General features: G+C 45.4%; 12 protein-coding genes, 1 tRNA gene and 1 pseudogene. 7 read left to right on the top strand and 7 right to left on the bottom strand.

Features of this window, described 5'->3' with window-relative positions:
• Positions 1 to 105 precede the first annotated feature (105 nt).
• Positions 106 to 444, top strand: a complete 339-nt coding sequence (locus GKO28_RS17060) for a hypothetical protein (protein WP_203564243.1) — start codon at positions 106 to 108, stop codon at positions 442 to 444.
• Here GKO28_RS17060 and GKO28_RS17055 read toward each other — a convergent pair.
• The 7 genes and pseudogenes from GKO28_RS17055 to GKO28_RS17030 all read right to left on the bottom strand — a co-directional run bounded on the left by GKO28_RS17055 (position 428) and on the right by GKO28_RS17030 (position 6,460).
• Positions 428 to 1,129, bottom strand: a complete 702-nt coding sequence (locus GKO28_RS17055) for a PLP-dependent aminotransferase family protein (protein ID WP_182077173.1) — start codon at positions 1,127 to 1,129, stop codon at positions 428 to 430. The two genes, GKO28_RS17060 and GKO28_RS17055, sit on opposite strands and share 17 nt — an antisense overlap.
• Before the next feature lie 31 nt (positions 1,130 to 1,160).
• Entirely contained in the window at positions 1,161 to 1,892 is a 732-nt protein-coding gene (locus GKO28_RS17050; RefSeq protein WP_182077172.1) for a PLP-dependent aminotransferase family protein, read from the bottom strand.
• Between the two features lie 93 nt (positions 1,893 to 1,985).
• Positions 1,986 to 2,333 (bottom strand): cell division protein FtsB, encoded by a 348-nt coding sequence (gene ftsB, locus GKO28_RS17045; RefSeq protein WP_182077171.1) that lies wholly within the window; start codon positions 2,331 to 2,333, stop codon positions 1,986 to 1,988.
• 97 nt (positions 2,334 to 2,430) lie between these two features.
• The gene (gene eno, locus GKO28_RS17040) at positions 2,431 to 3,726 is read right to left on the bottom strand and encodes a phosphopyruvate hydratase (protein WP_182077170.1); all 1,296 of its coding nucleotides are present in this window, start codon (positions 3,724 to 3,726) and stop codon (positions 2,431 to 2,433) included.
• A 57-nt stretch (positions 3,727 to 3,783) separates the two neighbouring features.
• The gene (locus tag GKO28_RS23060) at positions 3,784 to 4,236 is read right to left on the bottom strand and encodes a hypothetical protein (RefSeq protein WP_374220744.1); all 453 of its coding nucleotides are present in this window, start codon (positions 4,234 to 4,236) and stop codon (positions 3,784 to 3,786) included.
• Positions 4,237 to 4,270: 34 nt separating this feature from the next.
• Positions 4,271 to 4,597, bottom strand: coding sequence for a hypothetical protein (locus GKO28_RS23055; protein ID WP_374220743.1), 327 nt, complete (start codon positions 4,595 to 4,597; stop codon positions 4,271 to 4,273).
• Between the two features lie 205 nt (positions 4,598 to 4,802).
• Positions 4,803 to 6,460 (bottom strand): annotated as a pseudogene (locus GKO28_RS17030) (CTP synthase).
• Positions 6,461 to 6,963: 503 nt separating this feature from the next.
• Between GKO28_RS17030 and phbB the strand changes: the two are divergent.
• The 6 genes from phbB to GKO28_RS17005 all read left to right on the top strand — a co-directional run bounded on the left by phbB (position 6,964) and on the right by GKO28_RS17005 (position 13,875).
• A complete protein-coding gene (gene phbB, locus GKO28_RS17025) occupies positions 6,964 to 7,698 on the top strand; it encodes an acetoacetyl-CoA reductase (RefSeq protein ID WP_182077519.1) in 735 nt (244 codons plus the stop codon).
• Positions 7,699 to 7,977: 279 nt separating this feature from the next.
• Positions 7,978 to 9,135 carry an efflux RND transporter periplasmic adaptor subunit gene (locus GKO28_RS17020; RefSeq protein ID WP_182077169.1) on the top strand — a complete coding sequence of 386 codons (1,158 nt, stop codon included), beginning with the start codon at positions 7,978 to 7,980 and terminating at the stop codon, positions 9,133 to 9,135.
• An 11-nt stretch (positions 9,136 to 9,146) separates the two neighbouring features.
• The gene (locus GKO28_RS21970; RefSeq protein ID WP_282099355.1) at positions 9,147 to 10,820 is read left to right on the top strand and encodes an efflux RND transporter permease subunit; all 1,674 of its coding nucleotides are present in this window, start codon (positions 9,147 to 9,149) and stop codon (positions 10,818 to 10,820) included.
• Complete coding sequence (locus GKO28_RS21965) at positions 10,765 to 12,276, top strand: efflux RND transporter permease subunit (RefSeq protein ID WP_282099354.1); 1,512 nt, start codon at positions 10,765 to 10,767, stop codon at positions 12,274 to 12,276. Before GKO28_RS21970 ends, GKO28_RS21965 begins: the two co-directional genes overlap by 56 nt.
• Positions 12,269 to 13,663, top strand: coding sequence for an efflux transporter outer membrane subunit (locus tag GKO28_RS17010; protein ID WP_182077168.1), 1,395 nt, complete (start codon positions 12,269 to 12,271; stop codon positions 13,661 to 13,663). Before GKO28_RS21965 ends, GKO28_RS17010 begins: the two co-directional genes overlap by 8 nt.
• Positions 13,664 to 13,801: 138 nt before the next feature.
• Positions 13,802 to 13,875, top strand: a tRNA-Gly gene (locus GKO28_RS17005).
• Positions 13,876 to 13,923 lie beyond the last annotated feature (48 nt).

Here is a 13,923-nt window from a genome sequence, read left to right as displayed (position 1 = left end):
GCTTAAGAAACCACAGATTGCGAATCAAAGATCCGCCTGCCGATAGTAAAGGCAGGCTGGCAGTTGCACTTCATTCGAAGCGCCGTCCGCCATTGGAGGTGGGCTATGCGCGGAAAATTGCTTCTGATGACACTGCTATCAGGATTGGCATCCTTAAGCAGCAACGCACAAATTATTGACGACATTATCGATGTCAACGACATTTTGGCCACCGCCTGTGGCGAGCGTACTATTGTGCTGTGGGTCGATGAGAGCGCGCAAATAGAGCCCTGCTTAATGGCCTATTCTGCGCGCTGCGTTGAAGTTCAATCCAACGAAGCCAAAAGCTGTCTGAATGTAATGCAAAAGCATGAAGCGGCAGAAAACAGAATCGATGATGCCTTCAGTACAAATGACGGCATACTAAGTACGCCGACATTTCAATACGCTATTTGGACTGATTGATATAACCTTGCGCCATCTGACCAAGTCGTTCGATGGCCTTTTCATGGGTTACTGTCCACGGCTCGCCACAACAAATACGTAAGCAATTGCGATAGCTGCTGCTCGGAGAAAACATCACCCCAGGCGTAAAGCTAATCCCTTCAGTTAATGCTTGCTGCAATAGCTGCAAAGTATCTACTTTTTCATTGAGCTCCAACCAAAGCACATAACCACCTTGCGGCACATGTAAACGCGTGTCGGCAGGGAAAAAGCGCTGAATCGCATCGACTGCATCATTAATCTGCTCGGCACAATGCTTACGTAACCGCCTTAAATGATGATCGTATCCACCACTTTCTAAAAAATGAGCGATGGTTCTTTGCAATACCAATGACGTTGAGTAGGTATTAATAAATTTCAGCTGCTCAATTTCTTTTTGCCAACGGCCACCAAATACCCAACCAATTCGAAATGCAGGCGCCAATAATTTGGTAAACGATGCAATCAGCATAACATTGCCAGTTTGATCATAGGCTTTGGCTGGGCGCGGGCGATCACCTTGGTAACAAAATTCACCATAAATATCATCTTCAATTAAAGGGATATTTCTTTGTTCTAATAATTCAACTAATCTTCTTTTATTTTCATCGGGCATTAAACTGCCACAAGGATTAGAGTAATTCGGCAATAATACGCAGGCTGTCACAGCCCCATTTCTTGAAGCCAATTCCAGCGCCTCAATTGAAATTCCCGTTTTTGGGGTGCGTCGGGATTTCTAAGGCTTTTAATTTAAAACTTTCCAGAATTTGCAACAAACCAAAATATGCCGGTGACTCAATCGCAACCACGTCACCAGGCTTGGTCACTGCGCGCAGACACAGATTTAACCCTTCAATTGCACCATGCGTAATTAAGACATCATCAGCTTCAATTTGACCACCCCAAGTCAAAGATCGGCGCGCGATTTGCCGCCGTAACTGAATATCGCCAAGCGATTCACCATAATCGGCGATCATATCGGGATCATTTCGGGTTACTTGTGACAAAATTCTTTGAATTTGCTGATTTGGAAATAGTTTGGGTGACAAAATGGCCAAGCCAAAGTCGACTTTCAACGCATTAATTCGCGCTAATACACTAGGGGTTAACAATGGATCAATCACCACATGCGAGGGGCGTTGCGGTGGCTTGGTCAATTCAGGCGAGGCCAAATGACGGATGGCGCGAACATAAAAACCAGATTGAGGTCGCGCCTCAACCAATCCACGATCTTCCAACTCTCGGTAGGCTTCCATGATGGTGGAAAGACTTAAATGACGCTCTGAAGATAGTTTGCGAATTGAAGGTAATTTCTCACCAGCACGCAAAACTCCAGCATGAATCGCTTGTGCTAGCTCTTCTGCCAATTGAAAGTACAGTGTTTCTGATTTTTTTCGCTGCGATTGATCCAGCAATGTTAGGTCATTCATTTCGCCATCCCCCGATAGTCATGACACTATAACTGAGGGCTTAGAAAAAAAACAGTTTTACATTTTTCGCTGTGACAAAAATAGTGTACCGGATCAATGTGCTTTGGATGATGAGCCAGAAGCAGCTGTATTGGCGGCATTGGGCTTGATTACAGCGATACTTTCTGGCGACTGATCGAGCACCTGAAAAAACACCTCACCCTGCCGAATCATGCCCAATTCATTACGGGCACGCTCTTCAATGGCATCTGTGCCATTTTTTAAATCCTGCACTTCAGCCTCGAGTGCTTCATTGCGCTCTTTCAATTTGGCATTGCTTTCACGATGTTGGCTTAATTGCGAATCCAACTGCCAAACTCGCAGCCAACTTCCTTTACCAACCCAGAGCGGCCACTGCAAAGCAACAATAATAATCGCAAAAAAAATTGCCAATATGCGCATACAAGCCTTCGTGACAAAATAAAACCGGAGCTAGGCTCCGGTTTTACATCTTACTACAGACGCTAATTTACGTCGAAATAATTACCAATAAAAAGGATTAACCTTTCAACTGATAAAATGCACCGATACCTGGGTACACAGCTGCATCACCCAACTCTTCTTCAATGCGCAAGATTTGGTTGTATTTTGCAATACGATCAGAACGGCTCAATGAACCTGTTTTGATTTGCATGCAGTTAGTAGCAACAGCCAAATCAGCAATCGTTGCATCTTCAGTTTCACCTGAACGATGGCTCATTACTGAAGTGTAGCCATGACGTTTAGCCAAATCGACCGCAGCCAATGTCTCAGTCAAAGAACCGATTTGATTCACTTTAATCAAGATTGAATTGCAAATGCCGCGTTTGATACCTTCTGCCAAAATTTTGGTGTTGGTAACAAAAAGATCATCGCCGACCAATTGAACACGTTGCCCCAAACGATCAGTCAATACTTTCCAACCGTCCCAATCGCGCTCGCCCATACCATCTTCAATCGAAATGATTGGATATTTGTTAACGAGGCTTTCAAGGTAATCAACCATTTCAACTGAAGTGAAAGTGCGATTGCCTGATTTTTTGAATACATAGTTGCCAGTGGCTTTATCAAAGTATTCAGAAGCCGCGCAATCCAAAGCGATACGGAAGTCAGTACCTGCTTTGTAACCAGCTTTTTCAATCGCGGCCATCAACATGTCCAGCGCTTCTTCAGGACCTGCAACGTCAGGAGCAAAACCACCTTCGTCACCGACTTGAGTTGGCATGCCTTTGTCGTGCAAGATTTTTTTCAAGTTATGGAAAACTTCAGCACCGTAACGCATTGCTTCACGGAATGTTGGCGCGCCAACAGGAACAATCATCAACTCTTGGAAGTCCAAGCTGTTAGATGCGTGCTCACCGCCGTTAATTACGTTCATCATTGGTACTGGCAAAGCCATCGGGCCTGAACCACCAATGTAACGGTAAAGAGGCAAACCTGCTTCTTCAGCAGCAGCTTTCGCAACGGCCATAGAAACCGCCAAGATTGCATTTGCACCTAAGTTGCGCTTGTCTTCAGTACCATCCAAGTCAATCATCGTTTTGTCGATGAAAGCTTGATCTGCAGCATCTAGACCAATGATGGCTTCACAGATTTCAGTGTTGATATTTTCAACAGCTTTCAATACGCCCTTACCTAAGTAACGTGCTTTATCACCATCACGCAACTCAAGCGCTTCACGCTCACCCGTTGATGCACCAGACGGTACTGCGGCACGGCCCATTACACCTGATTCTAGAAGTACATCGGCTTCTACTGTTGGATTGCCACGTGAATCTAAGATTTCACGTGCGATCACTTCAACGATTGCGCTCATCGGTTCTATACCCCTTAAAACGGTTGAATTAATACTGCGATAAAATTACACAACACTTTACAATGTATGCTCAATAAAGGAGTGTGCCTTAACTACACGGTCAATGTCTTTGAGGACGGTCAGCAATTCCTTCATTCTCGCGATTGGCATGACATTCGGACCATCAGACATCGCTTTACATGGATCAGGATGGGTTTCCATAAAGACCCCAGCAACACCTGAGGCAATCGCCGCGCGCGCCAATACCGGCACAAACTCACGCTGGCCACCGGATTTATCACCCAAGCCACCAGGTTGCTGCACCGAATGGGTCGCATCAAACACCACCGGACACTGCGTATCACGCATAATGGCCAAGCCGCGCATATCACTGACCAAGGTGTTATAGCCAAAAGAGGTGCCACGATCACAAACCATAATATTGTCGATACCACCATTGGCTTCTTTGGCTTTTTCAACAACATTCTTCATATCCCAAGGCGCCATAAACTGGCCCTTTTTGATATTCACTGGCTTTCCAGTGGCACAAACCGCATGAATAAAGTCAGTTTGTCGCGCCAAAAAAAGCGGGGGTTTGCAATACATCGACTACTTGTGCTGCAATCGCCGCCTCGGCCTCGGTATGAATATCAGTCAGAACAGGTACACCTAGCTGACGCTTCACTTCCGAAAGAATTCGCAAACCTTCATCAATTCCCAAACCCCGAAACGATTTACCAGATGAACGATTGGCTTTGTCAAAGCTAGATTTATAGATAAATGGGATGTTTAACTCGGTAGTGAGTTCTTTTAAATAACCTGCAGTATCGATTGCAAGTTGCTCACTTTCAATCACACAAGGACCGGCAATGAGAAAAAAAAGGATGCTCAATACCCACATCAAAGCCACATAACTTCACGCCAACCTCCTCGGGTATACCGCTCTAAATTTGATCTAATATAGGCTAGCAGCCAATACCCAATAGAGCAATACACAAATACACATCAAATATTTGGATTCACCTCGAGCAATTGACATTGCATCGAGGCCTCCAAACGACAGCACGAGCCCAAATTAAAGCAGCATTAATTGCTACTTATTTGCAGCTCAAGCCTTCACGTCCATTCTCTTTGGCGTAAGCAATTGCGGCTTGCACATAAGAAATAAACAATGGATGACCATCACGTGGTGTCGAAGTAAATTCTGGATGGAACTGACAAGCAAAGAACCAACGATGATTTGGCAATTCGATGGTTTCAACCAAGGCTTCCGCCCCCATTGACTTACCACTGATTTTTAAACCAGCCGCTTCTAAACGCGCCAAATAGTAATTATTTACTTCGTAGCGATGACGGTGACGTTCAATTGCAGATGTGCCGCCATAGATTTTAGCCGCCAAAGTACCCTCTTCAAGACGACATTCTTGCGAACCCAGTCGCATCGTGCCACCCATATCCGAGTTTTCATCGCGTTTTTCTACTTGGCCATCATGATTAACCCACTCATCAATCAAAGCCACGACAGGGTATTGAGTTGCCAAATCAAATTCGGTGGAATTCGCGCCAGACATGCCAGCTACATCGCGAGCATATTCAATCAGCGCAATTTGCATCCCCAAACAAATCCCCATGTATGGGATATTGTTTTCGCGAGCAAAACGAACCGCAACAATTTTTACCTTCAACGCCACGCTTACCAAAACCGCCCGGCACCAAAATGGCATCCATATCGCGCAAGCACTCGGCGCCTTCGGTTTCTAGCGATTCAGAATCAACAAAATGGATTTTGACTTCTGAGTGGGTATGTAAACCTGCATGCCGTAACGCCTCGATCAGCGACTTATACGACTCGGTTAAATCAACATACTTCCCAACCATGGCAATATTAACGGTCTGCTGTGGGCTTTGCACCGCAGCGACAATCTTGTCCCAAACCGACAAATCAGCGGCAGGCAATTGCAGGTTGAATTGTTTACAGATAATTTCATCAATACCTTGTTCAGATAAAACACGAGGTATTTTGTAAATAGAATCGACGTCAGGACAAGAAATCACGGCTTTTTCTTGAACGTTAGTAAACAAAGCGATTTTACGGCGTTCTTCATCCGGCACCATGCGATCAGCACGGCAAATCAACACGTCAGGCATAATGCCAATTTCGCGCAATTCTTTAACGCTATGTTGCGTCGGCTTGGTTTTGATTTCACCTGCTGCGGCGATATAAGGCACGTAAGACAAATGCACGAAACAGGTGTTGTCTCTACCCAGTAAAACGCCCATTTGACGAATCGCTTCAAGAAACGGCAGAGATTCGATATCACCGACCGTTCCGCCCACTTCAATCACCGCGATTTCAGAACCTTCTGCGCCAAGGCTAATAAAATGACGAATTTCATCAGTAATATGTGGAATAACTTGAACGGTTTTACCGAGGTATTCACCGCGACGCTCTTTTTTAATCACTGAGTCATAAATTTGACCCGTGGTAAAATTATTGCGTTTTTTTCATTTTAGCGGTGATAAAGCGCTCGTAATGGCCCAAATCTAAGTCAGTTTCAGCGCCGTCTTCGGTAACAAAGACTTCACCATGCTGCATTGGGCTCATCGTACCTGGATCCACATTGATATATGGATCAAGCTTCATCATGGTTACATTAAGACCGCGTGACTCTAAAATCGACGCGAGAGATGCGGCGGCGATGCCCTTACCTAAGGAAGAAACAACGCCACCGGTTACGAATATGTACTTGGTCATGTTGGTGCGCACAAGTTTGAATCCCCTATTCTACCTGAACAACAGCGCACCCTCAATTCTGGACAAGCACAAAAAAAAACCTGATCGGCACCATTTAAGGCACTTAAATTCGCAACAAACTTTAGGCAACCTAACGGTAAACCAAGGAAAACTGCGCCTTACTGCGAACCGCTCACTGTTTCAGTATCGCCATAAAAAAACAGCCAAAGCACGCCAATGAAGCCCAAAACAACAAACAACATAGAGATCAACAATCCAAGCTATTCAACCCAATCAAGCTCGCACAAAGCATTTGAACAATTAAAGCAACACATAAAAATAGACCACACTTACACCAAAAAGCAATTGCCTGTCTCAAAATTGTCATCATTTCATATAACAATCAGCTTATACTTACATACAATTAATATTGCATGATAGCATTTGAAAGGTGCCGGACAATACCGAGCATCACAATCTCAAACACAGAATCTAATCACACCTTTCCTAGGAAATATTCGCGTATGGCAAAAGTTGCACTAGTTACTGGCGGCATGGGTGGCATTGGTACGTCAATCTGTAGAAAACTAGCTGATGATGGCTTTCAAGTAGTCACGACATACTCAAAACCAGGTAAAGAAACAAGCTGGTTGTCTGACAATCAAGCTGCAGGCTATCATTTCCACGCCTATGAGTGTGATGTAACTGATTATTCGGCCTGCGCTGCCTTGGCCGAAAAAATTAACAACGAACTAGGCCAAGTTGACGTACTTGTCAATAATGCAGGTATCACACGAGACGCCTCATTTAAAAAACTAAGCAAAACAGACTGGGACATGGTCATCGGCACCAATCTCAACTCCGTATTTAATATTTCCAAACAGTTTGTTGACGGCATGGCAGATCGTGGCTGGGGCCGTGTCATTAACATCTCGTCAATCAATGGCCAAAAAGGTCAGTTTGGGCAAACCAATTACTCGGCAGCCAAGGCTGGCATGCATGGATTTAGCATGGCATTGGCACAAGAAGTGGCGAAAAAAGGGGTTACAGTCAACACGGTATCGCCTGGCTATATCGCCACCGATATGGTCATGGCGGTCCCAGAAGACGTTCGCAATAAAATTATCGCCAACATCCCTGTTGCTCGCCTTGGTCTTCCTGAAGAAATCGCTGGCTTAATTAGCTACCTTGCTTCCGATCTTGCTGGATTTATGACTGGTGCCAATCTTGCAATCAATGGCGGTCAACACACCTGCTAAATAAACATAGTTCATTAAATTTATACAATTCCAAACCGGTCATTTTATGGCCGGTTTTTTATTTATTGATTCCGCTCAACGCCAGAAACAAAAACACCAGCTAGGTAGATAGAGTACATAGCAAATGTGTACAATTACAAAATTTTAAGGGCTCATCAGCTTCGCTTAAGCTGTTAAACTACGCCCAATTTTTTGCCTATCGATATCCATATAAGCAATTAGATACATTTGTTTATTCTTAATCCCCAATACAATTTAAATTTATTTGGAGTGCTTTGCATGCACAACACCACAACGACATTTCGAAGAATATCGATCAGCCTACTCATCGTTTCGGCATTAGCTGCGTGCGACAAAGCACCAGAAAAAAAAGAACGCCCGCCTGCGCCTGTCAGCATCATTGAAGCCAAGCCATCCGATGTACCGCTCACCAAAGAAATGGTCGGAGAAACCGCGGGCTATCGCGATGTTGATGTCCGTGCACGCGTCAATGGCATTTTGCTTAAACGCACCTACGTTGAAGGGCAAATTGTTCAAGCTGGGCAAGTTTTATTTGAAATTGACCCAGAACCTTATAAAGCAGAGCTCGACCAAGCCCAAGGTATTTTGTCTCAAGAAGTGGCCAAGCTTGAAAAAGCACGCGCCGATCGTGATCGCATTGTGCCTCTATTTAAAGAAAACGCAGTTAGCCGCAAAGATTATGACGATGCCAACGCAGCCTATAACGCTGCCGTAGCGAGCAATAGCGCCGCACAAGCTCGTGTTAGACAAGCAGAACTAAATCTAGGCTACACCAAAGTCACTGCGCCGATTTCAGGCACAACCAGTAAACTCGTACAATCTGAAGGTAGCTTAATTACCGCCACTGGCGACTCTGGCAAATTAACCACGATCTCGCAACTTGATCCGCTTTATGTCAATTTTTCATATTCAGAACAAGACAAACAAGAACTTAACGCAGCGCAACATAGCGGTTCAGTCGAGCTAAAACCATCGAAAGAAGTATTTGCCAAACTCAAGCTTGCCGACGGCAGCCAATATAACGAAGTGGGTAAAATCAATTTCTCGGACAATCGAGTCGACCCTAAAACCGGCACCATTCGTGCCCGCGCAATTTTTAGCAATCCAAAAGGCGAGTTACTACCAGGCCAATTCGTTCGTGTTACGCTCGATCTTGGCACTCGTAAAAATGCCATCTTGGTACCAGAACGCGCCGTAATTCAATCACAAGCCGATCACATCGTCATGACCGTCGACAAAGACAATAAAGTAGTGCCAAAACCGGTAACACTAGGCTCAGTCTACCAAGGTCAAGTCGTCATCAATAGCGGCTTAAAGTCCGGCGACATAGTGATTGTCGAAGGTCAAATGAAAGCGCCCCCAGGCTCAATTGTTAAACCTATTCCTGCTAGCTCACCTGCTACGGCCAGCAAATAATCGGAGTCGGTATGTTTTCTAAATTTTTTATTGAACGGCCCATCTTTGCTAGCGTGATCTCGATCATTATCGTGATTCTCGGCTTAGCAGGGATGAAGTCTTTGCCGATTGAGCAATACCCGGGAATTACCCCGCCAGTGGTTTCGGTGACCGCGTTTTTCCCTGGTGCCACCCCTGAAGTCATCGCACAAACTGTTGCCGCACCACTTGAGCAGCAGATTAATGGCGTAGAAAAAATGCTTTATGTGCAATCTGGCTCAGCCTCAAACGGCCAGATGAATATGAACGTTTATTTCGCCATTGGCACCGATCCCGACCAAGCCACCATTAACGTGAACAATCGCGTTTCTGCGGCGATGGCGCAATTACCTGAAGAGGTGAAGCGTCAAGGTGTGACGGTGAAAAAGAAATCGACATCGATCCTGAACGTGATTGCAATCAACTCACCAAATGGCCGCTACGATACAACTTACCTATCAAACTATGCATTGCTGAATATTGTTGATGAAATCAAACGTATTCCTGGCGTGGGTGATTTGACGATGTTCGGGGGCACTGATTACGCGATGCGCGTATGGTTGCGCCCTGATCGCTTAGCTCAGTTAAGCCTGACCCCTAGCGATGTGATCAATGCAATTCGTGAGCAAAATGCGCAGTTCTCTGCCGGTAAAATTGGCGCACAGCCAACCACTGAAGCCATTGATTTCACCTATACCGTGAATGCACAAGGCCGTCTTAAATCAGTGGATGAATTCAATAACATCATTGTGCGCTCAAACGCAGATGGCGCAACAATTCGACTTAAAGACGTCGCTCGCGTTGAAATTGGCGGCAAGGATTACGACCTTAAAGCCAGCATTAATGGTAAATCAGCCGTCGCCATGGGGATTTATTTACAACCAGGCGCTAATGCCATCGGTGTTGCAGCAGCAATTACCAAAAAAATGGACGAGCTTAAAAAACGTTTCCCTGAAGGAATTGAATACTCAATCCCTTATGACACCACAACGTTCGTAAAAATCTCGATTGAAGAAGTGGTCCATACGCTAGCCGAAGCCATCGTACTGGTGTTTTTGGTGGTTTATTTGTTTCTTCAAAACTTTAGAGCAACGCTCATTCCGTGTATTGCCGTGCCAATTTCATTAATTGGCACCTTTGCCGGCATGCTCGCGTTTGGCTTTTCTATCAACTTATTGACTCTATTTGGTTTAGTACTGGCAATTGGTATCGTGGTCGATGATGCCATCGTGGTACTTGAGAACGTCGAACGGATCATGAGTGAAACCAAGTGCTCAGCCAAAGAAGCCTCAATTAAAGCGATGGAAGAAGTGTCTGGCCCCGTTGTGGCGATTGTTTTAGTGCTTTGCGCAGTATTCTTACCCGTCGCCTTTATGGGTGGCATGACCGGTGTGATGTACCAACAGTTTGCCGTTACCATTGCGATTTCAGTCGTGATTTCCGGCATTGTGGCATTAACGCTCACACCCGCACTGTGCGCGATTATGCTTAAAAACGCACACCATGAGCCAAATCGCTTCTTTAAAGCGTTTAACCGTAATTTCGACAAAATCACCAACGGCTATGTAAGCGGCGTATCATTTTTTAAATCGCCGAGTTGCCATTGCGTTTATGATTTTTGCCGGCATCATTGTCTCGATGTTCGTCTTGCTAAAACAAGTACCTAGCTCTTTGGTTCCCGACGAAGATCAAGGTTACTTGCTCAGCGCAGTGATGCTGCCTGACGCGGCCTCACTCAATCGCACCGAAGCCACCAGCGCTAGTTTTGACAAAATGCTCATGGCGAATAAAAACGTTGAGAATGTGGTGTCATTTGCTGGTTTTGACCTACTTTCTGGCGCAGTGATTAGTAGCGGCGGCGTTTCTTTTGTCACACTCAAAGACTGGTCTGAACGGCAAGGTAAAGGCGACAGTTCATTTGACCTAGCCAACACCTTCCAAGGCATGGCGTTTATGGGCATTAAAGACGGCTTTGCAGCTACCTTTAATCCCCCTCCTATTAGCGGCATGTCAACGACTGGTGGTATTGAAGGTTACTACCAAAATCGTGGCACGGGCGACATCGCCACCTTCTCGGCGGCAGTGAATGAATTTGTGGCACAAGCTAAAAAACGCCCCGAATTCGCCAGTGTTTCAACCACATTCCGCGCCAATGTACCGCAAATTTATCTTGATCTCGACCGAGAAAAAGCCAAAGCACTTGGCGTGAACGTAAACCAAGTTTTTGATGCGATGTCGGCTACTTTTGGTCAAGTTTATGTCAATGACTTTAACCAATTTGGCCGTACTTACCGCGTTCAATTGCAATCTGAAGCCGATTACCGCGCTCGCCCTGACGATATTCGTAACGTCTATGTTCGCTCTGATAAAGGCACCATGATTCCATTGACGAGCTTGGTTCATGTTAAGACATCAATGGGTCCAGAATTGGTTGAGCGTTTTAATGTATTTCAAGCCGCAAAAATCATGGCAACCCCCGCTCAAGGCGTGAGCTCAGGGCAAGCGATTAAAGCGCTGGAAGAAGTCGAAGCCGAAATGGGATCTTCGGACTACAAACTTGAATGGACTGGCTCAGCGTATCAAGAGCAAGCCTCAAGTGGTACTGCCGCGACTGCATTCTTGATGGGCATTTTGATGGTGTTCTTGATCTTGGCTGCGCAGTATGAACGCTGGAGTTTGCCATTTGCAGTCATCACCGCCGTGCCATTTGCTTTGTTTGGTGCTCTGTTGGCGGTCTATCTAACCGGTCAAACCAATAACGTCTACTTCCAAGTGGGCTTAATCACCTTGGTGGGTTTGGCGGCAAAAAATGCGATTCTGATCGTTGAATTTGCCATCATGAAATACGAAGAAGGTGAAACCCTACTCAATGCGGCACTCGAAGCAGCTCGTTTACGCTTCCGCCCTATCGTTATGACTTCACTGGCCTTTATCTTGGGTTGCGTACCACTAGTAACATCCAGCGGTGCAGGTTCAGGCAGTCGTTTTGCATTGGGCGTACCGGTGATTGGCGGCATGTTAGCGGCCACATTTATTGCCATTTTCTTTATCCCACTCTTTTTCCGTCTGATCATGCAAATGACCGAGAAAAAATCAAAACCAGAAGGAGAGAATCATGCTTAAAACCATTCTTTCCCTCAGCGTCGCCCTCGCCTTTACCGGCTGCGCGTTCACGCCAGACAATGCATTGCCAAAAACTGAGCTTCCTACCGCAATGGAAGCCAAGGTGTCGGTAGAAAAAAACTGGTGGACTCAATTTAATGATCCAGTTTTAAATCAATTGGTCGCAACTGCACTACAAAACAGCCAAAACTTGGCTTTAGTCACCGCTAAAGTTGATGAAGCTCGCGCTCGTTTAGGGATTGCAGACTCTGCCAAACTGCCACGGATCGACCTCAGTGGTCGTGGCGCGCGAGCACAAGCATCGCAAAACAGCACAGATCTTGATTTGCCGCCTAGCAATAACTTCCAACTTGCAGGCCAAGCATCTTGGGAAATCGACTTCTGGGGACGTGTACGAAACACCGCCACTGCAGCACAACAAGACCTGATGGCAATTGAGTACAATCGTGATGCCGCCATCTTGGCGCTCACTACCGAAGTGACGCAAAACTACTTCAATTTGCGGGCTTTGGATGCGCAGCTAGAAATCACCAAGCACACGGTTCAATCACGTTTTGAAGCGTATGATTTGCAACAAAAACGCTATCGTGGCGGCGTCACATCAGAGTTAGATGTGAAACAAGCAGAAGTTGAGCTCGCCAATGCGCGAAGTAACTTGCCTGATTTTAAAGAGGCAATTGCTCGACTTGAAAGCGCACTCAGCGTCTTGGTCGGACAATCTCCGCGCGCCATGATGGAGCAAGGTATTGGACGTGGCAAATCAATCTCTGAGCTACAAATTAACAATGAAATTCCAGACCAACTGAGTTCAGAATTATTGTTACAACGTCCAGATATCGCCCAAGCAGAAGCTAATTTGTTAGCCACACGTGCCCGAGTGCAAGTGGCTCGTGCAGCTTACTTTCCACGCATCTCGCTCACGGGCTTGCTTGGCGTACAAAGTAACAGCCTAGACACCTTATTTAATCAAGGCACTCGAGGCTGGTCTTTTGCTGGCGACTTAGCGATGCCACTATTTAATGGCGGCCTGACAGCAGCGCAAATTGACCAAGCAAAAGCACAAGAAAAGCAAGCCGTTGCGCAATATCAACTTGTAATTCAAACCGCCTTTGCCGAAACCCGCTCAAGCTTAATTGTGAATCAAACAGTACAAGCTAAAACTGGTTTTGAACAAACACAAGTGAGCGCATTAAAGCAGCAGCTAAAATTAGCTACACTTCGTTATGACAATGGGTACTCAAGTTATCTTGAAGTGCTTGATGCACAACGTAGTTTATTTAACTCTCAATTAAATTTGGTTAAAGCACAACGCAACCAAATTAATGCCCGAGTTGAGCTTTATAAAGCGCTTGGTGGTGGCTGGTCAAAAACACCTACACCGCAGTAATAAAGAAAAACAGTAAAGGCCAATACAAAACATTGGCCTTTACTGCACATAAACATGATCAGTACGCCGATTTACAACATAAAATACTGAAATTCATTCACATTGAAAATGTAGATTCTGATATAATTTAATACTTACGCGGGCGTCGTATAATGGTAATACCCTAGCTTCCCAAGCTAGAGCCGTGAGTTCGATTCTCATCGCCCGCTCCAAATATAATAAAAAAGCCAAAGTGCAAATGCACTTTGGCTTTTTTATTA

This window comes from Deefgea sp. CFH1-16, assembly GCF_016881365.1.
Taxonomy (GTDB): domain Bacteria; phylum Pseudomonadota; class Gammaproteobacteria; order Burkholderiales; family Chitinibacteraceae; genus Deefgea.
The sequence above is the reverse complement of the archived record's forward strand: the minus strand, read 5'-3'. Positions and strand labels throughout refer to the sequence as shown.